Origin of the sequence: Clostridioides sp. GD02377 (assembly GCF_045899875.1) — a bacterium.
In the GTDB taxonomy this organism is placed as follows: domain Bacteria; phylum Bacillota; class Clostridia; order Peptostreptococcales; family Peptostreptococcaceae; genus Clostridioides; species Clostridioides difficile_A.
Genome location: NZ_JBJODA010000002.1, coordinates 85,277 through 109,850 on the forward strand (window position 1 = coordinate 85,277; position 24,574 = coordinate 109,850).

The 24,574-nt window shown below is 29.5% G+C and carries 18 protein-coding genes, 1 pseudogene and 1 riboswitch; of the genes and pseudogenes, 16 read left to right on the forward strand and 3 right to left on the reverse strand.

Annotated elements, in window-relative coordinates; translation table 11 throughout:
- The first annotated feature begins 336 nt into the window (after positions 1-336).
- The 3 genes from licT to Q3304_RS02245 all read left to right on the forward strand — a co-directional run bounded on the left by licT (position 337) and on the right by Q3304_RS02245 (position 4,779).
- Positions 337-1,179, forward strand: coding sequence for a BglG family transcription antiterminator LicT (gene licT / locus Q3304_RS02235; protein WP_054271603.1), 843 nt, complete (start codon positions 337-339; stop codon positions 1,177-1,179).
- A 146-nt stretch (positions 1,180-1,325) separates the two neighbouring features.
- Entirely contained in the window at positions 1,326-3,254 is a 1,929-nt protein-coding gene (locus Q3304_RS02240; protein WP_407814198.1) for a beta-glucoside-specific PTS transporter subunit IIABC, read from the forward strand.
- A gap of 97 nt (positions 3,255-3,351) precedes the next feature.
- A complete protein-coding gene (locus Q3304_RS02245) occupies positions 3,352-4,779 on the forward strand; it encodes a 6-phospho-beta-glucosidase (RefSeq protein ID WP_407814199.1) in 1,428 nt (475 codons plus the stop codon).
- Between the two features lie 361 nt (positions 4,780-5,140).
- Here Q3304_RS02245 and Q3304_RS02250 read toward each other — a convergent pair whose 3' ends face one another.
- A complete protein-coding gene (locus Q3304_RS02250) occupies positions 5,141-5,689 on the reverse strand; it encodes a PadR family transcriptional regulator (RefSeq protein ID WP_054277565.1) in 549 nt (182 codons plus the stop codon).
- Between the two features lie 190 nt (positions 5,690-5,879).
- On the opposite strand from Q3304_RS02250, the gene Q3304_RS02255 reads away from it, so the two are divergent.
- The 7 genes from Q3304_RS02255 (at position 5,880) to Q3304_RS02285 (ending at position 16,911) form a co-directional block, all read left to right on the forward strand.
- The gene (locus tag Q3304_RS02255; protein ID WP_407814200.1) at positions 5,880-7,136 is read left to right on the forward strand and encodes an OFA family MFS transporter; all 1,257 of its coding nucleotides are present in this window, start codon (positions 5,880-5,882) and stop codon (positions 7,134-7,136) included.
- Between the two features lie 18 nt (positions 7,137-7,154).
- Positions 7,155-9,110 (forward strand): FAD-dependent oxidoreductase, encoded by a 1,956-nt coding sequence (locus Q3304_RS02260; RefSeq protein WP_407814201.1) that lies wholly within the window; start codon positions 7,155-7,157, stop codon positions 9,108-9,110.
- A 232-nt stretch (positions 9,111-9,342) separates the two neighbouring features.
- Positions 9,343-10,203 carry a PRD domain-containing protein gene (locus tag Q3304_RS02265; RefSeq protein ID WP_074179894.1) on the forward strand — a complete coding sequence of 287 codons (861 nt, stop codon included), beginning with the start codon at positions 9,343-9,345 and terminating at the stop codon, positions 10,201-10,203.
- Positions 10,193-12,064: a beta-glucoside-specific PTS transporter subunit IIABC gene (locus tag Q3304_RS02270; protein ID WP_054271596.1), complete on the forward strand. Its 1,872-nt coding sequence runs from the start codon at positions 10,193-10,195 to the stop codon at positions 12,062-12,064. Before Q3304_RS02265 ends, Q3304_RS02270 begins: the two co-directional genes overlap by 11 nt.
- A gap of 19 nt (positions 12,065-12,083) precedes the next feature.
- Positions 12,084-13,526, forward strand: a complete 1,443-nt coding sequence (locus Q3304_RS02275) for a family 1 glycosylhydrolase (RefSeq protein ID WP_231301072.1) — start codon at positions 12,084-12,086, stop codon at positions 13,524-13,526.
- A gap of 767 nt (positions 13,527-14,293) precedes the next feature.
- Entirely contained in the window at positions 14,294-15,502 is a 1,209-nt protein-coding gene (locus tag Q3304_RS02280) for a hypothetical protein (RefSeq protein ID WP_054277562.1), read from the forward strand.
- A gap of 29 nt (positions 15,503-15,531) precedes the next feature.
- Positions 15,532-16,911: a M20 family metallopeptidase gene (locus tag Q3304_RS02285; protein WP_243193260.1), complete on the forward strand. Its 1,380-nt coding sequence runs from the start codon at positions 15,532-15,534 to the stop codon at positions 16,909-16,911.
- A 164-nt stretch (positions 16,912-17,075) separates the two neighbouring features.
- Here Q3304_RS02285 and Q3304_RS02290 read toward each other — a convergent pair whose 3' ends face one another.
- A complete protein-coding gene (locus tag Q3304_RS02290; protein ID WP_407814202.1) occupies positions 17,076-18,401 on the reverse strand; it encodes a hypothetical protein in 1,326 nt (441 codons plus the stop codon).
- Between the two features lie 124 nt (positions 18,402-18,525).
- The gene (locus Q3304_RS02295) at positions 18,526-18,702 is read right to left on the reverse strand and encodes a hypothetical protein (RefSeq protein ID WP_407814203.1); all 177 of its coding nucleotides are present in this window, start codon (positions 18,700-18,702) and stop codon (positions 18,526-18,528) included.
- Positions 18,703-18,931: 229 nt separating this feature from the next.
- Between Q3304_RS02295 and Q3304_RS02300 the strand changes: the two are divergent.
- The 6 genes and pseudogenes from Q3304_RS02300 to Q3304_RS02325 all read left to right on the forward strand — a co-directional run.
- Positions 18,932-19,114: pseudogene (locus Q3304_RS02300) on the forward strand (helix-turn-helix transcriptional regulator); the annotation flags it as partial.
- A 27-nt stretch (positions 19,115-19,141) separates the two neighbouring features.
- A complete protein-coding gene (locus Q3304_RS02305) occupies positions 19,142-19,357 on the forward strand; it encodes an AbrB/MazE/SpoVT family DNA-binding domain-containing protein (protein WP_407814220.1) in 216 nt (71 codons plus the stop codon).
- A gap of 32 nt (positions 19,358-19,389) precedes the next feature.
- The gene (locus tag Q3304_RS02310; protein ID WP_407814204.1) at positions 19,390-20,565 is read left to right on the forward strand and encodes a macrolide family glycosyltransferase; all 1,176 of its coding nucleotides are present in this window, start codon (positions 19,390-19,392) and stop codon (positions 20,563-20,565) included.
- Between the two features lie 293 nt (positions 20,566-20,858).
- Positions 20,859-21,260, forward strand: a complete 402-nt coding sequence (locus Q3304_RS02315) for a DUF3139 domain-containing protein (protein ID WP_054271586.1) — start codon at positions 20,859-20,861, stop codon at positions 21,258-21,260.
- A gap of 314 nt (positions 21,261-21,574) precedes the next feature.
- Positions 21,575-21,754, forward strand: a riboswitch (Lysine riboswitch).
- A gap of 146 nt (positions 21,755-21,900) precedes the next feature.
- A complete protein-coding gene (locus Q3304_RS02320) occupies positions 21,901-23,292 on the forward strand; it encodes a YfcC family protein (RefSeq protein ID WP_054271585.1) in 1,392 nt (463 codons plus the stop codon).
- Positions 23,293-23,305: 13 nt separating this feature from the next.
- Positions 23,306-24,493 (forward strand): M20 family metallopeptidase, encoded by a 1,188-nt coding sequence (locus Q3304_RS02325; protein WP_407814205.1) that lies wholly within the window; start codon positions 23,306-23,308, stop codon positions 24,491-24,493.
- The last annotated feature ends 81 nt before the right edge of the window (positions 24,494-24,574 follow it).

Sequence of the window (24,574 nt, forward strand, 5' to 3'; positions counted from 1 at the left end):
TTTTAATTCTTAATACTTTTGTTCTGATAAAGTATTTTATGGATATACTGTATTATAATAAACATAAAATTTACTAGTTAAAGAAATTATAGCACATTAATCGTTCTTATACTTATTGGTAAAGAATTTGATTACCATTAAATAATAGTCATAGAAGATGAAATATATAAAGAAAACGTTGACAAAATATGTCTAATGTTTTATCATAATAATTGGAATTAGGTAGTAATTGTTTAAGTACAAGCTAAGCTTATTCATTAATAATAGCAGTATCCTAGGAAGGAGTATGCCCATTATTATGGATAAGCTTTTTTTATGCTTAAAAGGAGGATAATCATGATAATTAATAAGATATTAAACAATAATGTTGTAATCACATTAGATGAAAATGATGAAGAAATTATCGTCATGGGTAAAGGCATTGGTTATCAAAAATCAAAAGGTAGTCTAATAGATAAAACTAAAGTAAACAAAGTATTTAGAATATCGAACAAAGAAATATCAAATAAGCTACAAGAATTACTTAATAACATTCCTATAGAACACATGAAATTATCAAGTGAAATTATAGAATATGCACAGACAAAGTTAAACAAGAAGTTAAATGAAAGTATTTATATATCACTAAGTGACCATACATATTCTGCAATTCAAAGAATGAAAGAAGGAATAAACGTAAAAAATGCAATACTTTGGGAAATTAAAAGGTTTTACAAAGAAGAGTTTGAAATTGGAATGAAAGCACTAGACATTATCGAAAGCAAAACAGGTGTAAAATTACCTGAAGATGAAGCTGGCTTTATAGCTTTTCATATAGTAAATGCCCAGCTAAGTGAAGGTCATACTTTAGCATCTGATATTACAAAGTTAATACAAGAAGTACTTAGCATAGTTAGATATCATTTTAGGATAGAATTTCATGAAGAATCAGTATTTTATTATAGATTTATAATGCATCTTAAATTCTTTGCGCAGAGATTACTTTTAAATAGTGCACATGAAGGTGAGACAGATAAAGAGTTATTAAGTATTATTAAGTCTAAGTACAATAAAGAGTTTGAATGTGTAATCAAGATTAAGAATTTTATTAAAAAACAATATAACTACATATTAACAGATGATGAACTTATATATTTAACTATACATTTAGCTAAAGTAGTTAAAGATTCAAAAATATAAGTTGAATAATCTTGTAGTAGTTTATATAGGAATAGCCATTGAAAGGAGTGATACTAAAAAGATATACCTATGGTTGGATGGTAACATTGAGTTGGCCAAACCTTCAAATTTCAAAAATTTAATTTAAACGAAATATGGAGGAGAAAATGGGAAAATACAAACAATTAGCACAAGACATAGTAAAAAATGTTGGAGGAAAAGAAAATATTAGTGGATTAGTACACTGTATTACGAGATTACGTTTTACATTAAAAGATGAAAGTATAGCAAATGACGATGTGTTGAAAAATATGGAAGGTATTGTTACTGTAATGAAAAGTGGGGGGCAATATCAAGTAGTTATAGGAAATCATGTTGAAGCTGTATATAAAGATGTAGTTGAAATAATTGACTTAGATGACTCAAGTGAAAATTTGGAAACAAAGAAGTCAGGTAGTATGTTGGATAAATGTATAGATATAATATCAGGAATTTTCCAGCCAGTACTAGGAATAATGGCAGCCTGTGGTATGTTAAAAGGTTTTAATGCTTTATTTGTAGCAATGGGACTATACAGTGATGTATCTGGCGTATATATGGTAATAAATGCAACAGGAGATGCATTATTTACATTTCTTCCTTTATTTTTAGGATATACTTCAGCCAAAAAATTTGGTTTAAAACCAATGTTGGGATTAGCACTAGGAGCTGCAATGTGTTATCCTGCTATACAAGGTAGCGGTATATCAGCAGGTACAGATGCGATGTATACTTTATTTAAAGGGACTATGTTTGCATCACCAGTATATATTGATTTCCTTGGATTACCAATAATATCAATGGATTACACTGGAACAGTTGTACCAATTATATTTATAGTGTATTTTGCATCTAAGTGTGAAAAATTATTTAATAAGTTTATTCCAGACTTAGTTAAGTTCTTCTTTGTACCAATGCTCACATTATTAGTTACATTACCTGTTGCACTTATAGTTATAGGTCCTATAGCAACATTTGGTTCTACACTTATTTCACAAGTTGTACTTTCAGTAAGAGATTTTAGTCCATTATTAGCAGGTGCTATAGTAGGATTTACTTGGCAAATTCTTGTTATTTTTGGTATGCACTGGGGATTTATTCCTGTATATATAAATAATGTTATGACTTTAGGATACGATAATGTTATGATGCCGTTCTTTGCTTGTACATTTGCAAGTTCGGCAGTTGTATTAGCTATATTTTTTAAGACTAAAAATAAGAAATTAAGAGAGATGGCAATACCAAACTTTATATCTGGTATATTTGGAGTTACAGAGCCAGCAATTTATGGGATACTACTACCTTTAAAGAAACCATTTATAATAAGTTGTATTGCTAGTGGTATTGGAGGAGCTTTCTATGGATTCTTTAATCTTAGAAAGTTTATAACTGGAGGGATGGGAATATTCGAACTTCCAGCAATGATTGAACCAGATGGAGGAATGGGCAACTTAATAGTAGCTCTTTCTGGTATAGCTATATCAATGGTTGTAGCTTTTGTATTAACTATGGTTTTATATAAAGATGAGAAAACAGAAGAATCTAAAAAGGTAAACAATAAAGTAGAAGAAGAAACAAAAGGAGTTAAGTCTGTTAAATTAGAAAAAGAGATAATAGCAAGCCCTATAAAAGGAGAAGTATTAAATTTAAGTGATATAGAAGATGCAGCATTTGCATCTGGTGTACTGGGTCAAGGTGTAGCAATAATACCTAGTGATGGAAAAGTAGTTGCACCAGTAGATGGAGTGGTTACGACCTTATTCCCAAGCTTGCATGCTATAGGAATCATTTCAGATGCAGGTGTTGAGGTACTTATTCATATTGGATTAAATACTATTCAATTAGAAGGAAGAGGTTTTGAGGCATATATAAAACAAGGTGACAGGATTATAAAAGGTCAAACAATACTAAAATTTGATATTGATGTAATAAAAGAGTCAGGATATAGTGTTGTAACTCCAATTGTTATTACAAATTCATCGCAGTTTTTAGATGTGGTAGAAACAGAAAGTAAAAATACTGAATTAAAAGATAATCTAATTACAGTTATATTTTAGTAAAAGATTAAGGAATTAATAAAATACTAAGGTATTAATAAAAGACTAAAGTATTAGCATAAGTTAATGCTTTAGTGTAATTTTAGGAGGCTTAACTATGAGTTTAAAAAAAGATTTTCTCTGGGGAGGAGCTACTGCTGCTAATCAATGTGAAGGTGGATATAATGAAGATGGAAGAGGTCTAGCAAATGTAGATGTATGTCCAACAGGAAAAGATAGAACAGCAGTTATTACAGGAAAATTAAAAATGTTTGATTTTGATGATGAACATTATTATCCAGCTCAAACTGGTATTGATATGTACCATAATTATAAAGAAGATATAAAGTTATTTGGTGAAATGGGATTTAAAGTATACAGAATGAGTATTGCATGGAGTAGAATATTCCCAAAAGGTGATGAAGAAACGCCAAATGAAAAGGGTCTTCAATTTTATGAAAATATATTTAATGAATGTAAAAAGTATAATATAGAACCATTAGTTACTATTACACATTTTGATTGTCCTATGCATTTAATTGAAAAGTATGGTGCATGGCGTAATCGAAAGATGATAGGTTTTTATGAGAAACTATGCAATGTAATCTTTAGAAGGTATAAAGGATTAGTGAAGTATTGGTTGACTTTTAATGAAATAAATATGATTTTGCATGCTCCATTTATGGGAGCTGGTATTTGTTTTGAAGAAGGAGAAGATGTTGAAAGGATAAAATATCAAGCTGCCCATCATGAACTTGTGGCTAGTGCGGTCGCAACTAAAATAGCACATGAAGTTGATGAAAATAACTCAGTTGGATGTATGTTTGCAGCTGGAAGTGTATACCCTTATAGTTGTAATCCTAATGATGTATGGGAAGCTACGAAGCTAGATAGAGAAAACTATTTTTTTATAGATGTACAATCTAGGGGAAAATATCCTAATTATGCCTTAAAGTATATGGAACAAAAAGGTATTACACCAGAAATGGAACCTGGTGATATTGAATTATTAAATAAACACACTGTAGATTTTATTGCATTCTCATATTATAATAGCCGTTGTGTTAGAACTGATAAAAGTGTAGATGATGTAGCTGAAGGAAATATATTTACATCTGCTAAAAATCCATATCTTTCATATAGTCAATGGGGATGGCCAATTGACCCACTAGGTCTAAGAATTACGTTAAATCATGTATATGATAGATATGAAAAGCCATTATTTATTGTAGAAAATGGATTAGGAGCTAAAGATATAGCTGATGAAAATGGTTACGTAGAAGATGATTATAGAATCGATTATTTAAGAGAACATATAAAAGCTATGTATGATGCAGTTTCTATAGATGGAGTAGATTTGCTAGGATATACTATGTGGGGTCCTATTGATTTAGTAAGTGCTAGTACAGGTGAAATGGAAAAGCGTTATGGATTTATATATGTAGATAGAGATAATAGTGGTAATGGAAGTTTGAAAAGAAGTAAAAAGAAAAGTTTTGAATGGTATAAGAAAGTAATTGCTTCAAATGGTGAAGATTTAGATTAAATAAAAAAATATGAAACTAATAATGGGCATAATTTTTTAGTTTTGTATCGACTATTTAAACTCGCAAAAATGAACTGGATAAATAACTTATAATTATTATGTTAGATTGATTGAGATGAAAATTCATTTTAATAGACATAAAAAGTCATGAAAATAGAGTAAAATTAAAATGTACCCTATAGAGTAGATATATAATGTCTATTTTGTAGGGTATTTTTAAAGATTTAAAAGATGAAATAGATTAGTATGTTTATGACTATAATAATTAAAAGAATTAATGAGTACAAAAAAGATGGTTCCTATTCAATATAGGAATCATCTAATTAATGTTGTATAGATTTAAAAAAATTATTTTTGATATTTATTTTTTACTTTGTTGTAGGCAAATATCTATACAATTACTTAGCCATTTAATTTGACCTTCTTCTCTTATAATCGCCCCATCTAATACAAGATAATCACCAAAATAATCATCATAAAAGTCAGGAATTTCAGCATAAGCATCTTTTTGGCTCATTAAAAATTCAAGTCTTTTACTATGCTGAATAAGTTGATGTTTAAGTAAATCAATTCTATTTTCTAAATCTAGATTATTGTAAAAATATACTCTCAGTCTAAACTTATTTTTAGGAGTAGGCTCCATTGGGATGTCTTTAGATAGCCAAGTTAAAAATTCATCTTTTCCTTTTTCTGTTATGTAGTAAACCTTTTTTTCTAACACATCACCACTAATTTCAACTTCATGAACTATTAAATCTTCATTAGTTAATTTTTTTAACTCTGGATAAATTTGACTATGTTTTGCACTCCAAAATTCATTTAGTTGAAAATTAAATTCTTTACTTAAATCATATCCTGTCATAGGTTTTCTGTTTAATAGTCCTAATATTGCATATTTAAGGGTTCCCATATTTCACCTCTTTAGTTTTATTATCAATAAGTCTATTATATCATTATTTATAAAAAAATAGGTTAAATAAAAAAAAGTGTAAATACAAACATGTAATTAATTACATGTTTATATTTACATGAAAACATTATTATGATAATATTAACCTAAATAAAAGGAATAGATTGAATTGTTTGGAGGGGAAAAAATAATGAACTATACTAAAAAAAGATGGATTATATTAATCGCAAGTTGTTTTATTAATTTGTGTATTGGGTCAATCTATGCATGGAGTGTATTTGCTACACCTATGGCAGAATACTTAAGTGGAATTAATGGAACAGCATTTACTGCAGGCACTTTAGCAATAGTATTCACAGTTACTAATTCAGTTGGACCTATAACTATGATTACTGGAGGTCGAATAAATGATAAGTTTGGACCTAAGAAAGTTATTTTTGTAGGCGGTCTTATATTTGGTATTGGTATGATTTTATCTGGATTTTCAAAAAGCTTACCAATGTTAGTATTAACATATGGAATCGTACTAGGTCTTGGAGTTGGAATGGTATATGGGTGTACAATAAGCAACTCTGTTAAATTTTTCCCAGATAAGCGTGGATTAGTAGGGGGAATAACAACTGCTGCTTATGGATTTAGTTCTGTAATTATACCACCAATAGCAAATAGCATAACTACTAGTTTTGGTATTACAACAGCATTTAAGTCAATTGGGATAGTATTTCTTATAGTTGTATGTGGAGCATCATTTTTTATTGAAAAATGTCCAGATGATTTTGTACCAGAAGGATGGACATCACCAGTTATGCAAGGGAAGCAGTCAAAAAATAAAGATTGGAGAGAAATGCTTTCTTCATCAATATTCTATGTGATGATTATTTTACTAACATGTGGAGCTTTTTATGGATTGATGTGTACATCCATGGCATCTGCTTTAGCACAAAATATGATAGGCATGACATCAGCAACAGCTGCAATGGCAGTTTCCATTTTAGCTTTATTTAATACAGCAGGTCGTATTGTAGCAGGTTATATATCAGATAAGATAGGTAGAATAAATACCTTATCAATGGCATTTATAATTTCAATTGTAGGTTTATTTTGTTTATCAACTTCAGTACAAGGAGAAGTAGTGAAGTTTTACATAGGAATTTCTATTATAGGAGTATGTTTTGGGGCATTTATGGGGGTATTCCCAGGGTTTACAGTAGACCAGTTTGGTCCTAAAAATAATAGCGTTAATTATGGAATCATGTTTATAGGATTTGCATTTGCAGGATACATTGGACCTACAGTAATGAAAAATGTTTACGCAGTGGATGGTAATTATACAAGAGCATTCACAATAGGAATTGTTATGGCAATAATAGGCTTAGGATTAACCTTTGTTTATAGATTTGTAAATAATAAAGAAATATCAAAATATCAGAGCAAAAAAATAAGTTAATATGGAGGAGATAATATTATGAAAAGAAAATATCCAAATTTATGTAAACCAATTCAAATAGGAAATGTAATATTCAAAAATAGAATGTTTTCTGCACCAATGGGTGGAACAGATATAACAGCCGACTGTACAATAGGACCAAAGTCAACAGCATTTTATGAATTAAGAGCAAAGGGTGGGGCTGGAGCTGTAACTATAAGTGAATGTATGGTTCATCCAGAGACTGATGGTTCACATGCGTATCACTTAGATTTAAAAATAGTTGATTCTTTAGCCAGTTTTACATATACAGCAGATGCTATAAGACGTCATGGTGCAATACCAAGTGTAGAACTATCACATTCTGGTCAATATGCAGGAACTTACCTAGTGGACAAAAACAAAAAGCAAGGTTTGTCACAGTATGGAGTAAGTCCAAGTACAAGAGTTGATGGTCTAGAAATAAAGGAATTAACTCAAGAATTAATAGATGATATAGTAAAGTCTTATGGAGAAGTCGCAGGTATTGCCAAAAGAGCTGGGTTTGAAATGATAATGGTTCATGGAGGACATGGATGGTTAATCAATCAATTCTTATCACCATACTTTAATAAAAGAACTGATAAATATGGAGGTACTTTAGAAAATAGGGTACGTTTTGCACAAGAAGTATTAGATAGTGTTCGTAAAGCTGTAGGTCCAGGATTCCCAATAGAATTTAGATTAAGTGGCTCTGAGTTATTTGAAGGTGGATATGATTTAGCTGAGGGTATTGAAATATCTAAGCTATTAGAGTCAAGAATTGACTTGCTTCATGTTTCAGCAGGAACATATCAAAGAGGGTTTGGAATAACACATCCATCTATGTTTGTACCTCATGGATGTAATGTTTATCTTGCAGCGGAAATCAAAAAACATGTAAGTGTACCAGTTGCAACTCTTGGCGGACTAAATGACCCAGCTCAAATGGAAGGGATAATAGCAAGTGGAAAAGCTGATGTAGTTGAAATGGCAAGAGCATTATTAGCAGACCACGAACTTCCAAAAAAGGTAATGTCAAATAGAGATGAGGATATAGTCAAGTGTTTAAGATGTTTCACTTGTATGGCTGAAAGAGCTGCAACTTCCACTAGAAGATGTACAGTAAATCCACTTATAGGTCGTGAAATAGAAGGTATGGAAATAACTCCAGTATTAAAACCTAAAAAAGTTTTAGTAGCAGGTGGAGGGCCAGGAGGATTAAAAGCAGCGATAACAGCAGCACAACGTGGTCATAAAGTAATACTTTGTGAAAAAGCAGATGCATTAGGTGGAATCTTAAAAGGAGAAAAAGCTATACCATTTAAATATGAAATGTATGAACTTGGAAATACTTTTAGCAAATTAGCAAAAGATGAAGGTGTAGAAATACGTTTAAATACAAAAGTTACTAAGGAGTATGTAGAAAAAGAAAATGTGGATGCCCTAATAATAGCAGTAGGTTCATCTCCATTAGTTCCTCCAATTCCAGGACTTGATGGCGATAATGTAGTAGTTGTAAACAATTATTATCTAGAAAGAGATAAGGTAGAAACTGTGAAAGAAATAATAGTACTTGGTGGAGGTCTTGCTGGATGTGAAACAGCGATACATTTAGCTAAAGAAGGTAAGAAGGTTCATATAGTGGAAATGAGAAGTGAACTTGCTCCAGATGCAAATATAAGACATCGTCCAATACTTTTAGATGAAATAGAAAAACAAGGTGTTGAAGTACATACAGAATTTAAAGGATTAAAAGTATCAGAGGAAGGCGTTCTTTGTGCTGATAAAAATAATAATGAAATTTTAGTACCAGGAACACATGTTATATGTGCACTTGGACAGAGAGCTAATAGAAATATAGTAGAAGAGTTAATAGATTGTGCTCCATATGTAGCACAAATCGGTGATTGTGTACGTCCATCTACTATAACTACTGCAGTATATCAAGGATATCATGCAGCACTTGATATATAATATATGTGAAGTTTATAAAACAAAAAATATTTAGGAAATCGTTGACAGATTTACATAGATAGTATACTATATAGAATATAAAATTAAACAAAAAAGAATTCTAATTATGGCGATGTAGTCATAATTTTGAGTATGTTACTGATTAGCAGGCAGAACTCAAGTATATATGTGAAAAATAGAGGAATACTCTATACATATATGCTTGGGTTCTTTTTATTGAAAGGAGGAATATATGAAAATAATTCAGATTTTAAATAATAATGTAGCCTTAGTAAAAAGAGGTAAAAATGAAATTATTGTATTTGTCAAAGGAATTGGTTTTAAAAAAAGAGTGGGACAAGTAATAAATGAAGATGAAATAGAAAGAACTTATATACTAGATTCATATGATATGTTAGAACACTTTAGCTATCTATTACAAAACTCAGATTCTAACAACATAGTCCTTATTAATGAAATAATTGAATATGGTGAGAAAGTTTTAAACATAAAATCAAGTGACTATCTAAGTTTAACTTTACTAGATCATCTAGAGTTTTTGCTTAAAAGATGTGAAAAGAATCAATTTATAAAAAGTCCTTTGGTATGGAATGTTAAAAGATTTTATCCAAAGCACTTTGAAATTGGTATGCATGCATTAAAATTAATTGGTGATAGTAAGAAAATTAATCTTCCTGATGATGAAGCAGTATCAATAGCGCTTCATTTTGTAAATATGGAGGTAAATAAAAAATCTCATGATGATACAGTTGTGGAATTAAGAACTTTAGGAGATATAATTTCTATAATAAAATATCATTTTAATGTAGAGTTAAATGAAACTTCAACAAACTATATGAGATTTACGACTCATCTACAGTACTTTATACAAAGAATTATGTCAGATGAAGCTTCAACAGATGAAGATGGTTCAATAGACCTATATAAGCAGGTGAGTAAACTTTATCCAAAATCATTTGGAAGTGTTCAAAAAATAAGAAAATACGTAAAATCACAATTTAATGTTGATATATCTATAAGTGAAGAAACTTATCTAATGTTACATATAAATAGGGTGACTCAAAGATTGGAGGCAAAATCAGATGAAGTATAAAGATTTAAATGAAAATATAATAAAACTCATAGGAGGAAAAGAAAATATAAAGTCTGTAGCACATTGTGTTACTCGTTTAAGACTTACATTAAATGATAGGAGTATATCTAAAACAGAAGAAATTAAAAAACTAAAAGGAGTAATTGATGTAGTTTCTAATGATGTTGCTTATCAAATTATAATAGGAACTCATGTTGTAGATGTATATAATGAGTTTATGTCTATGATAGGTTTAAATTCAAGTGAATCAAGTATAAAGAGTGAAAGCAAAAAAGGAGTTAAAGGTATCAAAGGTATATTTAATTCCATACTTGTGGTAGTTTCAGAGACTATGACTTCAGTAATTGAAGTACTACTTGCGGCTGGGATACTTGCAAGTATACTAGCACTTTTAAACATGTCAGGTATAATTCATAGTGATAGTCCTACATATCAAATATTGGACACATTAAGAAGTGCTACGTTTCACTTCTTACCAGTATTAATTGCAATAGCATCAGCAAAAAGACTTAATGTAAATCCTTATATAGCAGTAGTATTAGCAGTTACATTATTGTCCTCATCAATAGATGGCGTGGAAGGGTTAAGTCTATTTGGTATAAATTTACAAACAACAACTTATGCAAATAGTTTTATTCCAATACTTTTAGGAGTATGGGCAATGGGAATTGTAATTGAATGTTTGAAAAAAATCTTACCTAAAGCACTACACTATTTTTTAGTTCCAGTATTATCTTTAATAATAACTTTATCAGTTACATTAACAGTATTTGGACCTATTGGTATGTGGATTGGTGATGGATTAAACTATGCATGTATGTTTTTAATTGATACATTAGGAAATTGGAGTGTTGTTGCTTTATATGCAGCTTTACAACCACTCTTAATAGTATTTGGTGCAGCAAATTTTACTATGCCAATAGCTTTAAATTCTGTAACAGCATTAGGATATGACCCAATTTTTATGGGAGCAGCAACAATATCTGATATTGCAGTTTGTGGTGCTATGTTTGGATATTTCTTAAAAACTAGAAATAAAGAACAAAAGCAATTATTTGGTACAGTAAGTTTTAGTGCACTTATGGGAGTCACAGAGCCCTCAGTGTTTGGGGTATTTATGAAATATAGAAGACCATTTGTAGCAGTAATGATAGGTGGAGGCTTAGGTGGTTTAATAGCAGGATTAGCACAAGTTAAAACATACGGAATGGTCTGGGGATTAGCAGCATTACCAACATATCTTGTTGGAGGAGAGATGTCTAACTTTATATTTATGATAATAGGTGTAGTAGTAGCATTTGTGGTAGCAACAATAGCCTCTTATTTATTAGGAATACCTTCAGGTGAAAAAGAAAAAGTTGAAAACGATAATAAAAAGGAATTAGAACTAATAGTTAATGAAAATAGCTCAAGAACTATTAGTGTTGGAAATGTTGCCAAAGGTCAAGTAATTGCACTTGAAGAGGTTAATGATAAGGCGTTTTCATCTGGAGCACTAGGCAAGGGGATTGGAATTATACCTAGTGAATCAAAATCAATGGTTATGTCTCCTGTGGATGGTACTATAACTATAGTATTTCCAACTAAACATGCCTATGGTATAGTGACTGATGAAGGACTAGAAATCTTAATTCATATTGGGATAGATACTGTAAATTTGGATGGAAAATTCTTTGAAAGCCTTGTAACACAAAATCAAAGAGTTAAAAAAGGTGACTCTTTAGCAATATTTGAATCTGATAAGATTATCGAAGAAGGATTTGATTCAACTATAATAATAGTAGTTACAAATACTAGTGATTACTTAGATGTAATTTCATCAAATGATGAATCAGAAGAGCTATTAACTGTAATAGTATAAATTTTAGGAGGAGAAATTTATGAATTTTGAAGATACATTTTTCTGGGGAGGAAGTATTGCAGCACATCAATGTGAAGGTGCATGGGATGTTGATAATAAAGGAGCTGCAATTATGGATTTTGTAACTAAAGGCTCTTATGAAACACCAAGAGTAATTACTGATAAAATAGAAGAAGAATTAGATTATCCTTCTCATAATGGAATTGATTTTTATAATAGATATAAAGAAGATATAGCGTTATTTAAAGAAATAGGCTTTAGTGCATTAAGGATATCTATAGATTGGTCAAGAATTTTTCCAAATGGGGATGATAATAATCCTAATGAGTTAGGTCTTAAATATTATGAAGATTTAATAGATACTTTAATAGAAAATAATATAGAGCCTATTGTAACACTATATCATTTTGAGTTACCTATTAATTTAGTACATAAATATGGTTCATGGAATAACAGAAAGCTTATAGATTTATATTTAAAGTATAGTGAGACTATAATGAGAAAGTTTGATAACAAAGTAAAGTACTGGGTTACATTTAATGAGATGAATCATATTGACCCTCAGACAGAGCACTCTGATATTTTTACTTATATGATAGCAGGGATTAAGTATAGTGAAATGCAAGACAAGGTTCAGACATTGGCAAATGTAGGGTATAATATGACATTAGCAAGTGTAAAGGTTACAAAGTTGGCTAGAGAAATCAATCCAAATAATAAAGTTGGATGTGTGTTTGGATTAAATCCAATTTATCCATATAATTGCAATCCTAGTAATGTACTAAATGCGTTCTTAGATAATGACTGTGACTATTATCAAATTGATGCAATGTGTAATGGAAAGTTTCCTCAATATAAACTAAGAGAATATGAAAAAAATAATATAAATATTGAAGTAACTAATGAAGATAAAGAAGCATTTAAAGAAGGTAGATTAGATTTTATAGGACTTAATTATTATTTTTCAAGTGTGTCTATTCCAAAAGAAAGCTTATCAAGTGATAAATCTTTATTTGGAGGAGTTCAAAATCCATACTTGGAACAAAGTAAGTGGGGATGGGCAATAGACCCTATAGGACTAAGATTTACTTTAAACTATATTTACAGAAAATATCAGTTACCTATCTTAATTACAGAAAATGGATTAGGAGCATATGATAGAGTTGAGGAAGATGGAACTATAAATGATGATTATAGAATTGAGTATCTAAGTAAGCATCTATCACAAATGAAGTCTGCAATTAAAGAGGATAATGTTGAATGTTTTGGATATTTAATGTGGGCACCAATTGACTTAGTCAGTGCAACTACAGGACAGATGAGTAAAAGATATGGATTTATATATGTTGATTTAGACGATGAAGGTAAAGGTAGTTTTAAGAGATGTAAGAAAAAATCATTTGACTGGTATAAAGAGGTCATAAAATCTAATGGAGATAATTTAAGTTCGTTAGATATATAAAATAAAATGTGTATTCTCCTAAAAATAGTGATAGTAAAGTGGTTAATCTAATTACTATAATTGGAGGTACACATTTTTATATATAAAAAATATCAGAATATATTGACAAGAATGAAATTTGAAACTATAATTTATATCAAGAATAGTATGACAATATAAAGGGTAAGGTCTTTAAAACTTAATAGTTTTTTATGGTTATTTTAAGAATAATTTAGGACTATAAATATAAATAGCTTAACATTAATTTAACATGATAAATAATTTTGTTTCTTAAAACATACTTTTTAAAGTTATTAGACAAAGCTTAATTTGAAAGGGGGAGAATAATATCAAATATAAGTTTAGATTTAAGGTTAAAGAAGATTTAGAAGGAGGTATCTTTTAGTAATAGATATGTTAATAATTTATATTAGATAATTTAGGAATAATTTAAGACGCATACAAAGTGCAAATCTTATATACAATATTTAAATAAATATAAGTTTTCTAACATGTATATCAAAATTAAAGATAATTGTGGTACAATTCTACATCTATCTAATAATGCAGAGGCTTAAAGGTTCAAAAGAAATCTAGTAATTCAATAATTTATAGCTAACATTTAAAAGATTAACTATAGATATATTTATTTAGGTATTTTGAGAATAATTTGAGACGCATGGAAATATCAAGTTGTGCTATATGTAGTTAAAATTAACTACAGAATATACATTTTATAATTATTGTTTTATTGATAAAAAAATTATTATATTCAGGAGGAAACAACAATGGAAAATTTTTGGAATCCACTTACATGCTTTACTGTATGTGTAATGATTTATGCTTTTAGTGAGTTTTTATCTAAGAAAACAAAAGGTGCAATTTCGACATTGCTATTTGTGTGTATTATATTTTTATTGGGATTTTGGACAAATATTCTACCAAAAGACATTACAGGTGCATCAGGCATATTGGCTGCAATGAGTAACTTTGGCATAGCATTACTAATAACTAACTTAGGAACACTTATAAATCTTGAAGACTTATGTCGTGAATGGAAAACGGTTGTAATTGCATTAGTAGGGATTGTAGGCATAGCAGTTGGCTGTCTCACAGTGGGTAGTATGTTATTTGGGAGAGAGTATGCTTTAATAGCAGCACCTCCAATAGCAGGTTCTACTGTTGCTGGTATTATTGTAACAACTGTAGCAGAAGCAGCAAATAGACCTGAACTTGCAGCATTTGTAATTCTAGTATTATCATTTCAAAAATTCTTTGGTATTCCTATAACAACATATTGTATAAATAAAGAATTAAAATCTAAAAGAGATAAAGGTGATTTCTTAAAGGATGAAATAAAAAGTAATTTTAGACTTCCAAGTATGAAGATTTTTAAGGAAGATTCAAGTAAGAAATCATCCACTCTAGTATATCTTGCGAAACTTTCAATTGTAGCCATGATTGGTAATTTTGTAGGATTGGCAACTATAATACCTGGATTTACTCCTACAAACTATTATTTAAATCCCAATATAGCATGTTTGTTGGTAGGGTTAATTTTTACAAGGATAGGGTTTTTAGAAAAAGGGATTTTAGATAAATCTCAATCTAATGGAATTATAATGTTTGGTTGTATGCTGATGTTACCTGGAGGGCTTGCCAAGGTGACTCCAACAGCATTATTTGGTATGATTGTTCCGACTATAGGAATACTTGTTGTAGGTTCTGTATTTATAATACTATTTACTGCAACTGTGGGAAAAATGTTAGGATATTCTCCAAGAATGTCAGCTGCAATTGGGGTAACTTGTATGCTTGCATATCCAGCAACACAGATAATTTCTAATGAAGGTATTGATGCAATGGAAGGCTCTGAAGAAGAAAAGCAAAGAGCAACAGATTATTTATTACCAAAGATGATTATAGGAGGATTTGTTACTGTAACTATTGCCTCAGTGGCATTTGCTAGTATAATAGGTCCGCTTATATTTGGTTAATATGTAATAATTTATAGGGGGTAGAAGTAATGATAGGAAGTATATCTATAAGTGAGATAGATGATAAAAGATTTAAACTTGATGATTTGAGTAAGAAAATATGGAGAAATCCAGAAAAGGCATTTAAAGAGTTCAAAGCATGTGAAAATACAGCAAACTTTCTAAGATGCGAAGGATTTGATGTGGAAGTAGGAGTAGGAGGTCTAGCTACAGCTATTAAGGCAAGCTTTGGTTCAGGTAAACCAGTTATAGGTTTTATGGGAGAATTTGATGCACTACCTGGTTTAAATCAAAAAGTTTCAACAAAGCAAGAAGCATTTGAATTGGGAGGTTATGGTCATGGGTGTGGACATAATTTATTATGTACTGCACATGTAGGCGCAGTAGTAGGACTTAAAAGAGAAATGATAGAAAACAATTTAAGTGGGACTATAGTGTTTTATGCATGTCCAGGAGAAGAGCAATTAACAGGTAAAGGGTTTATGGCTAGAGGTGGCGCATTTGAAGGATTAGACTTAGCTATAAATTTCCATCCAAATAAGATTAGTGAAGCTACAATTGGTATATCAACAGCTGTTAACTCTGTAAAATTTCATTTTAAAGGAAGAACTGCACATGCTGGTTCAGACCCTCAAAATGGAAGAAGTGCTTTAGATGCTGTGGAACTTACTAACGTAGGAGCTAATTATTTGAGAGAACATGTTACTTCTGATGTAAGAATTCATTATACCATTACAGATGGAGGAGTAGCACCTAACATAGTTCCTGATAAAGCATCAGTATGGTATTATACAAGAGCTTTAAGTAGGGAAGCTGTGGAAAATACATATGAAAGACTTATAAAAGTAGCAAAAGGAGCTGCAATGATGACTGAGACTGAGGTTGAAGTGGAGTTTTTAGGAGGGTGTTATAATACTTTAAACAATCATGTCTTAGCAAATCTTGTGTCAGAATGTATGGATGATATTAAACAAGAGCCTTGGACTCAAGATGAATTGGATTTTGCAGCTGAGTTGGATAGACAAAGTCCTCAGCAATATAGTGCTATGATAAGTAAATATAATTTGCCAGAAGGAACTCATCTATATTATGGTGGAGGAAATGTTACAAACTTCAATAGTTATGGGTCTACTGATATTGGAGATGTAATGCATATAGTTCCTACAGCATACTTTTTTACAGGATGCACAAATCTAGGCGCTCCTGGGCATAGCTGGCAGTTTACAGCTTGTGCAGGGAGTTCTATTGGAGAAAAAGGTATGATATATGCAGCAAAAATTATGGCTATGTTTGGAGCTAAAATACTTAACAATCCAGAAATAGCCAAAAAAGCAAAAGAAGAATTTGATAAATCTATGAATGGAAAAACATATAGGTGTCCTATTCCAGATGATATTCCAACTCCTTAAATGAGATATAAAGTTTAAAATATAATTTAACAAATAATAACATAAATTATTAATAAATATTACAAAAGGTATATCTTAAAACACAAATATAAGATATACCTTTTAAAAACTTATATAATTTCATTTACTGATTAATGATAAAATATTTTATTATACACTATATTTTAATATTTATTTTCTGATATAAATAATTTGTATACTCTCTCAGGTCTACCTTTTGTTGAGTTCTGCTTCTCATATAATATGGTAGCATTTCCAGATTTCAAGAGACTACTTAAAAATCTATTGGCAGTTCTTACTGTTACATTTAAACATGAAGATAATTCCTTAGGAGTAACTTCATCTTTTTGTAGAATTTCAATAACAGATATAATTTTTTGAATAGTAAGAGTAGACAATTTAGAATCTTTGGCAATTGTATTTATGTGTGGAGTTACTTTATTTGAAACTGTAAGTAACTTATCACATAGTAAAGGCCCTATTGTCTCATAACTTTCATTAACTAAGAAACTGTAGTTTAAAGAATTTATTTTAGATTCCTTATTAGCATTTATGGCATTAGACATGGCTTGTTTTATGTTATTACCAATCCCATATCCAACGCATATTTTAAGGTTTATACTATTTTCAATAGATTCTTTTATATAACATGTAGTGAAATTTTTAGTTAATGATTTAATGGTCTCACATTTAGTAAAAATCTTAAAAGAGCTACTATCTTTCTCAATTATAAAATCAGTTAATTTATCTTTTTTTAGATTGTCTAATATTTTATAAATTTGGTCTATAGTATAATCATCATGGTTCGTATCTTTAACTGTTATATATATTATACCTGGTTGGTTTATCTTCATCCTATGTAAATTGATGTCTTTTATTAAGCTATTAAAAGTATTTTTTAATAAGTCTATGTCAGGATATATGAAATGAAAATTTACTCCTGCATCTTGTAGCATAGGAACAATACTACTAAAACGAGTAGTAGAAAAATCAATTTTACCTTCATTCCATAAATCAATATGTTTTTTTGCAATACTTTTTTCAAGTTCTGCTATATCATATAAACTCATTTTAGAGGCATTTTCATTAATACTACACATTAAGTCTCCAAATGTGCCATTTGATAGATAATATGATATGTCTTTTGGATTATCTGCCCAATCCATTAGGTCAAAGTATGCTCTAGAAAAATCTAATGTATTGTATTTAAAAATAAGTTTTAGAAACATATCATAATAACTTTGTAAATCAGTACCAAAATCAACTAAAGGTTTTTTTATAGTACCAACTTTTTTTGTAATAGCTTCCTTAGGTATGGGTCCACTGACTGCGAATCCATCAAACTTATCCTCAATTTCTAGATATAAATCTCCAACATGAGAAAAGTTTTTATAAATATATATTTCAACTTCTGCATTTATATTTAATTTTTTTATAGAATTCTCTACAAATTCTTTTAAAAATTCAGTTGTTATGATTGCTATTTTCATATATTACTTCCTTTTCAATTATTATAGTTATTTATATGATTTTTACTTTTTCTATTTATGGCAAAACTATATTTCTTCGTACTATTATATATAATAATATCATGCTCAAATATTTATTGTCTAACTAATTATAATGTATTAAAAATGGGTGATAGACATCATTACTGAAAATCATCTCCATTATGGAAATCTTTGAAGTAGCTGTCACATAACGTTTTATAATTGCTAGTGTGACAACCATAAGTTCATTTAAATTTCGTTTTAAAAATTCTGTAAAACAATTTTGTACTAGTAAAGCCATAATATTCTAATATATTACAAAAAGTCCCACTTGTACTTTTATAAATAGAAGATGACATTTTAGATAAATTAAAGATTGTATCTATTAATTATAAATTTTCTTATAATATATTTATTAAAGGGTAAATGTGTACAAGAGAAATGTATATCAATATATACATAAATGTTAAAATTAGTTGATAGAATTTAAATAATAAATTTAGTACGATAAATATAGGAGATATTAAAATATGCTTAATACAAATTTGAAAAGACTAAGAAAAATTCATCAGTATACGCAAGAGGATTTAGCTGAAAAACTTAATATATCTAGACAATCAGTAGCAAAATGGGAAAGTGGAGAATCCACTCCTGATATAGATAGTTGTATTAAACTTGCAAAATTGTACAATGTCAAACTAGATGATTTAGTCAATCATTCAGAAGAAAAAACAGGTATTATAATACCACCTAAAGGAAAATTTTTCTTTGGAGTTGTTGTAGTTGGAGAATGTGGTCAGATTGTTATTCCAAAAGAAGCAAGGGATATATTTAATATAAACACAGGAGATAAATTATTGATACTTGGAGATGAAGAAAGAGGACTAGGAATTGTTCATCAACGTGATTTGGTAAATTTTATAGGTCATATGGGAGTAACAGATAAAGAAGAATAATTTTAAAAAAATTATAAAAGGATGGATAAAATATGAGTAAAATAGTTTTTTTCAGCATTCCTGCATATGGTCATACTAATCCGACCATTGAAGTAGTTCATGAATTAGTAGACAGAGGGAATGAAGTATTGTATTATTCTTTTAATGAATTTAAAGATAAAATTGAAGGTGCTGGAGCAAAATTTATTAGTTGTGATAAATATCTCCCAGAATTACGTCCTGAAGATGAGAAAAAAATTGGCAAGGATTTCTCTGGGTTAATTGAGATGATAGCAGACACTACAATATCTTTAGATGAAAAAGTATGTAGAGAACTTAAAGTTTTTAATCCAGATTGTATTGTATCAGACTCATTAAGCTTTTGGGGAAAGTTGTTTGCACAAAAACTTAATATTCCATATATATGCTCTACAACAACTTTTGCATTTAATAAACATACAGCAAAAATGATGAAGCAAAGTTTTATGGAAGTTGTTCATATGTTTTTGGGGATGAGACGTATTAATAAAAAAATAAAGCTCTTACAAAGAAAAGGATATTATATAAAAAACTTTGTTTCTATGATTTCTAATGATAATGATACAAATACTATTGTATATACATCAAAAGAATTTCAGCCAATGTCAGAAACTTTTTCCAGTAAATATTCTTTTGTAGGGCCATCAGTATCAAAGTTGATTGTTAGGCCTAAAGATAAAAAGAGAAAACTTATATATATTTCACTTGGTACGATTAATAATAAAAATGTTAATTTTTATGAAAACTGTATAAAAGCATTTAAAGATTGTGATGTTGATATAATTATGTCTGTTGGTAGAGATACTGACATTAAAAGTTTAGGGAATATACCAAATAACTTTGAAGTTAAAAATAGTGTTGAACAGATTGCTATACTTCAAGAAGCTGATGTGTTTATCACTCATTGTGGTATGAATAGTGTGAATGAAAGTTTATATTATGGAGTACCTATGGTCTTATTTCCACAACATTCAGAGCAGAGAATGGTAGCTAATAGAGTTGCTTATTTAGGTGCAGGACTGATGTTAAAAGAAAATAGGTCAAAAAATATTAAAGATACTGTATTTAAAGTTATGAATGATAATGAATACAAAGAAGAGGCAATTAAACTATCAAAAAGCTTTTATAATGCAGGTGGTTCAAATAAGGCAGCTGATGTAATATTACAGCTTATAAAGTCATATTGCTGAATATATAAATTTAGAAGCTTAATATGATACTTATTATGTTAATTGAAATATTGCAATAGATATTCTAAAACAAATACTTGTGAAATTTTTATAATAATGAAATAAAACTACATGGAAAGTAGGAAATATATATACTACTTAATAAAAATACTGACAGTAGGGCCTTTTAACCTACCAGTTAGGGCATGTATATTGATACTAAATACGAGGGATGTTATATTCTAATAGAAAAATATAACATCTTTTTTTAGTGAATTATAATAGTTTTAAATAATAAAAGAAGGGGAATTAGCATGAGAAAATATAGAATTATTTTAGTAGTATTAATTATAGGTATTGTAGGTATAGCAGGAAGTGTTGTATATAATAACTATTTCAGACCATGGAAGGAGGCTGAGATATATATCAATAAATATATGGTAAAGCAAGGCATTTTGGAAGATGATATAAAGAGTATTACAAAAGAAAAAGCAAAGAAAGCAAGCTATAATGGAATACTGTATAGAGTAAATTATAAAGATGATTCACAATATGAATATCAATATTTTTATAGTGATGATTATTATGCCCTATATGTAAATAAAGTTATGTTACAAATTTATAATGTAGAAAACAATAAGCTTCTAAAAAGTAATGAAGAATTAAAAAGTGTTAAGTATCCACCAATTTATCTTAAAAAAGAATTGAATAAATAGTTGAGGATACAATGGAATGATTTCTTATGGTAATCAATTATTAATAAACATCTAATAAAAATATCCAAAGATTCACTTAATAGAGAAAGTATAATTTGTTACATATAAAAACATATATCTTCAGACTTTAAAAAATTAGATATAAAAATATACTACATTCTTTGAATGTATGTGCAGATATAAAGTTTATTGATGTGGAAAATAAAATTTAATTCTAAGTATATTATATTGAAAATATTTACAATCTCGACATATTATGCTACAATTATTTACAATAAATAAAATTTAATAAGCATTACCTCATCTAATAAAAAGATTGAGGTAGAGGTTGCATTTACTAAGATTAGTATTGAAGAGGTTGGAAACCAATGAAGCAATATAAAAGGAGTAAGTGCCGAAGTGCTAGTGTCCAAAGCTAGTGCTGGGACTGTATTTAATAGATACAGTACTGTCATCAAATTCATCCCGAATTTTGATGGAGAGCTATCTTAGATAAGATAAAGGGAAGATGTAGGTATATTGTATTTAGCACATTTAGCTCAACATGTATCCATGTTGAGCTTTTTTACATCTATACAAAATAGGATAGAAAAGGGATGCAATAATAAAATATTTTAATTTAAAAGTGGGGAGAATAAAAATGAGCAGTTTAAAAAAGAAGAGGTTTACTATGCCGCAGACACTTACTATAATATTCTTATTAATAGTAGTAATGGCAGTTCTTACTTGGATAGTACCAAGTGGAAATTTTGAAAGGGTAGATATAGACGGAAGGTCAGTTGTTGTAGCTGGAACTTATGAAAAAGCACCATCAAATCCACAAGGTATTACTGATGTATTTTCAGCTCCTATAAATGGATTTATAGATGCGGCTGAAGTAGTTGGATTTGTTTTGATAGTTGGAGGGGCTTTTGGAATAGTTAATAAAACAGGTGCAATAGAAGCCATTATAGCACACACTGTAAATAAAATGAAGAAGTTTCAATTTTTAATAATACCTATATCTATGATTTTATTTGGTCTTGGTGGTACAACTTTTGGAATGAGTGAAGAAACATTACCTTTTTATATGATATTTATTCCACTTATGACCAGTATGGGATATGATTCATTAACCGCGGTGGCAACAGTATTTATAGGGGCAACAGCTGGATTTGGAGCGGCGACTACTAATCCTTTCTCTGTAGGAATAGCACAGGCATTGTCACAAATAGCACCAGGTTCTGGAATAGAGTTTAGAGTTGTTATGTTTATAATATATATGGCTATATCTATAGCATTTGTTATGATGTATGCTAATAAAGTAAAAAAAGACCCTAAAAAGTCTTTAGTACATGATATATCACTGAATCAAGAATCAATGGTTAATAGTGATACAAACATAAAAGAATTTACAAAAAGAGAAGCCATTGTAATAGCAATTTTCGTAATAGGTATGGGAATTATGATATTTGGTGTTTTAAAATTAGGATGGTATATAGCTGAAATTGCAATGATATTTACAGCCATAGGTATAATATCTGGAATAGCATCAGGGCTTAAGCAAGATGAAATAGTTAATTCATTTATAAGTGGAGCTGGAGATTTAATGACAGCAGGATTATGTATAGCATTTGCACGTGGAATCGTAATAATAGCAGAAAATGGATTTATAATAGATACAATTTTAAATTCTGCGGCAAATTTATTAAATGGATTACCAAAAACTATATTTATAAACTTAACTTTCTTAATAGAAGGATTAATAGCATTTTTAATACCATCAGCATCAGGACTTGCATCACTTACAATACCTGTACTTGCACCACTTGGAGACTTAGTAGATGTATCTAGACAAATGATAGTTACAGCTTATCAATTTGGGATAGGTGTAACTAACTTAATAACACCTACATCAGGTGTTTTAATGGGAGCACTAGCAGTAGCTAATATTCCTTGGTCAAAGTGGGTTAGATTCATAGTTCCTCTAATGGTAGTATTAACAATTCTTGTAATGGTATTTTTGACAGTAGGATTATATCTAGGATTCTAATAGGAGGTAAGTTATGATAGAGAGTATAAAGAAAAGAGCTTATGAGATAGAGATTGAACTTGGAAAAGAAATTGAAGAAGTATGCGATTTTATATTCAACAACCCAGAGCTAGGAGATGAAGAATATATATCATCGAAATATTTAGTAGAGAAAATGAAGGAATATGGATTTGATACAACTTATCCATACTGTAATATGGATACTGCTTTTAGAGCAGAGCTAGGAGATAGTGATGGTCCTACTATAGCGTTTTTAGCTGAGTATGATGCACTTCCTGGATATGGAGAAGATAAAGAGCCAGGTCATGCTTGTGGTCATAACTGGATTGCAGCATCTACACTAGGAGCTTGTATAGTATTAAGCAAGTTAAAAGAAAGTTTTAAAGGAAAAATTGTATTAATAGGAACACCAGCTGAAGAAACAACAGGAGGAAAATGTGACTTAGTTAAAGCAGGAGCTTTTGATGATATTGATGTAAGCTATCAGATGCATATAGAAGCTTTTAATAATATAAACTGCAAAGCTTTAGCAATAGATTCATTAGAGTTTAGTTTTGAAGGTGTATCAGCACATGCGGCTAGTCATCCTCATATGGGAGTTAATGCATTGGATGCAGTACAACTTACTTTTGCTGGAATAAATGCTCTAAGACAACATGTAAAATCAGATGTTAGAATACATGGTATAGTTTCAAATGGAGGAGAAGCTCCAAATATAGTTCCAGAAAAAGCTGCTTGTAAGTTTTTTGTAAGAGCTGCTGAAAGAAGTTATTTAGATGAAGTTACCAAAAAAGTTATAAACTGTGCAAAAGGTGCAGAGTTAATGACAGGAGCTAAGCTATCTTATAGATATTTTGAAAATTCTTTTGACAATATAATAAATAATAAAGTACTTCAAAATATAACAAAAAATAATTTGATTGAAGCAGGTATAACAGATATACTAGAGGGAAAAGATGGACCAGTGGGTTCTACAGATATAGGTAATGTAAGTCAAGTTTGCCCTACTATGTATACAGAAATAGCTTTAGATATAAATCCAATGGTATATGTTCACGAAAAAGAATTTCTAAATTATGCAAATTCTTCAGAAGCTTATGATAAACTTCATAAAGCAGTAAAGGCAATGGTGGGTTGTGCATTAGAAATTTATTTAGAAGATGGACTACTTGATGAGATTAAGAAAAATCACATAAATTAATTTAAAAATAAAACAAAGAGGTATTACTTGAAAATCGGTAATACCTCTTTTATTAATATTATAAAATCGTATATTAAAATA

Coding starts and splice junctions, on each gene's coding strand:
- Q3304_RS02255 (WP_407814200.1), top strand. CDS start 5,880: ATGAACTATACTAAAAAAAGATGGATTATATTAATCGCAAGTTGTTTT.
- Q3304_RS02240 (WP_407814198.1), top strand. CDS start 1,326: ATGGGAAAATACAAACAATTAGCACAAGACATAGTAAAAAATGTTGGA.
- Q3304_RS02275 (WP_231301072.1), top strand. CDS start 12,084: ATGAATTTTGAAGATACATTTTTCTGGGGAGGAAGTATTGCAGCACAT.
- Q3304_RS02310 (WP_407814204.1), top strand. CDS start 19,390: ATGAGTAAAATAGTTTTTTTCAGCATTCCTGCATATGGTCATACTAAT.
- Q3304_RS02260 (WP_407814201.1), top strand. CDS start 7,155: ATGAAAAGAAAATATCCAAATTTATGTAAACCAATTCAAATAGGAAAT.
- Q3304_RS02320 (WP_054271585.1), top strand. CDS start 21,901: ATGAGCAGTTTAAAAAAGAAGAGGTTTACTATGCCGCAGACACTTACT.
- Q3304_RS02295 (WP_407814203.1), bottom strand. CDS start 18,702: ATGGCTTTACTAGTACAAAATTGTTTTACAGAATTTTTAAAACGAAAT.
- Q3304_RS02250 (WP_054277565.1), bottom strand. CDS start 5,689: ATGGGAACCCTTAAATATGCAATATTAGGACTATTAAACAGAAAACCT.
- Q3304_RS02325 (WP_407814205.1), top strand. CDS start 23,306: ATGATAGAGAGTATAAAGAAAAGAGCTTATGAGATAGAGATTGAACTT.
- Q3304_RS02265 (WP_074179894.1), top strand. CDS start 9,343: ATGAAAATAATTCAGATTTTAAATAATAATGTAGCCTTAGTAAAAAGA.
- Q3304_RS02290 (WP_407814202.1), bottom strand. CDS start 18,401: ATGAAAATAGCAATCATAACAACTGAATTTTTAAAAGAATTTGTAGAG.
- Q3304_RS02270 (WP_054271596.1), top strand. CDS start 10,193: ATGAAGTATAAAGATTTAAATGAAAATATAATAAAACTCATAGGAGGA.
- Q3304_RS02315 (WP_054271586.1), top strand. CDS start 20,859: ATGAGAAAATATAGAATTATTTTAGTAGTATTAATTATAGGTATTGTA.
- licT (WP_054271603.1), top strand. CDS start 337: ATGATAATTAATAAGATATTAAACAATAATGTTGTAATCACATTAGAT.
- Q3304_RS02280 (WP_054277562.1), top strand. CDS start 14,294: ATGGAAAATTTTTGGAATCCACTTACATGCTTTACTGTATGTGTAATG.
- Q3304_RS02285 (WP_243193260.1), top strand. CDS start 15,532: ATGATAGGAAGTATATCTATAAGTGAGATAGATGATAAAAGATTTAAA.
- Q3304_RS02245 (WP_407814199.1), top strand. CDS start 3,352: ATGAGTTTAAAAAAAGATTTTCTCTGGGGAGGAGCTACTGCTGCTAAT.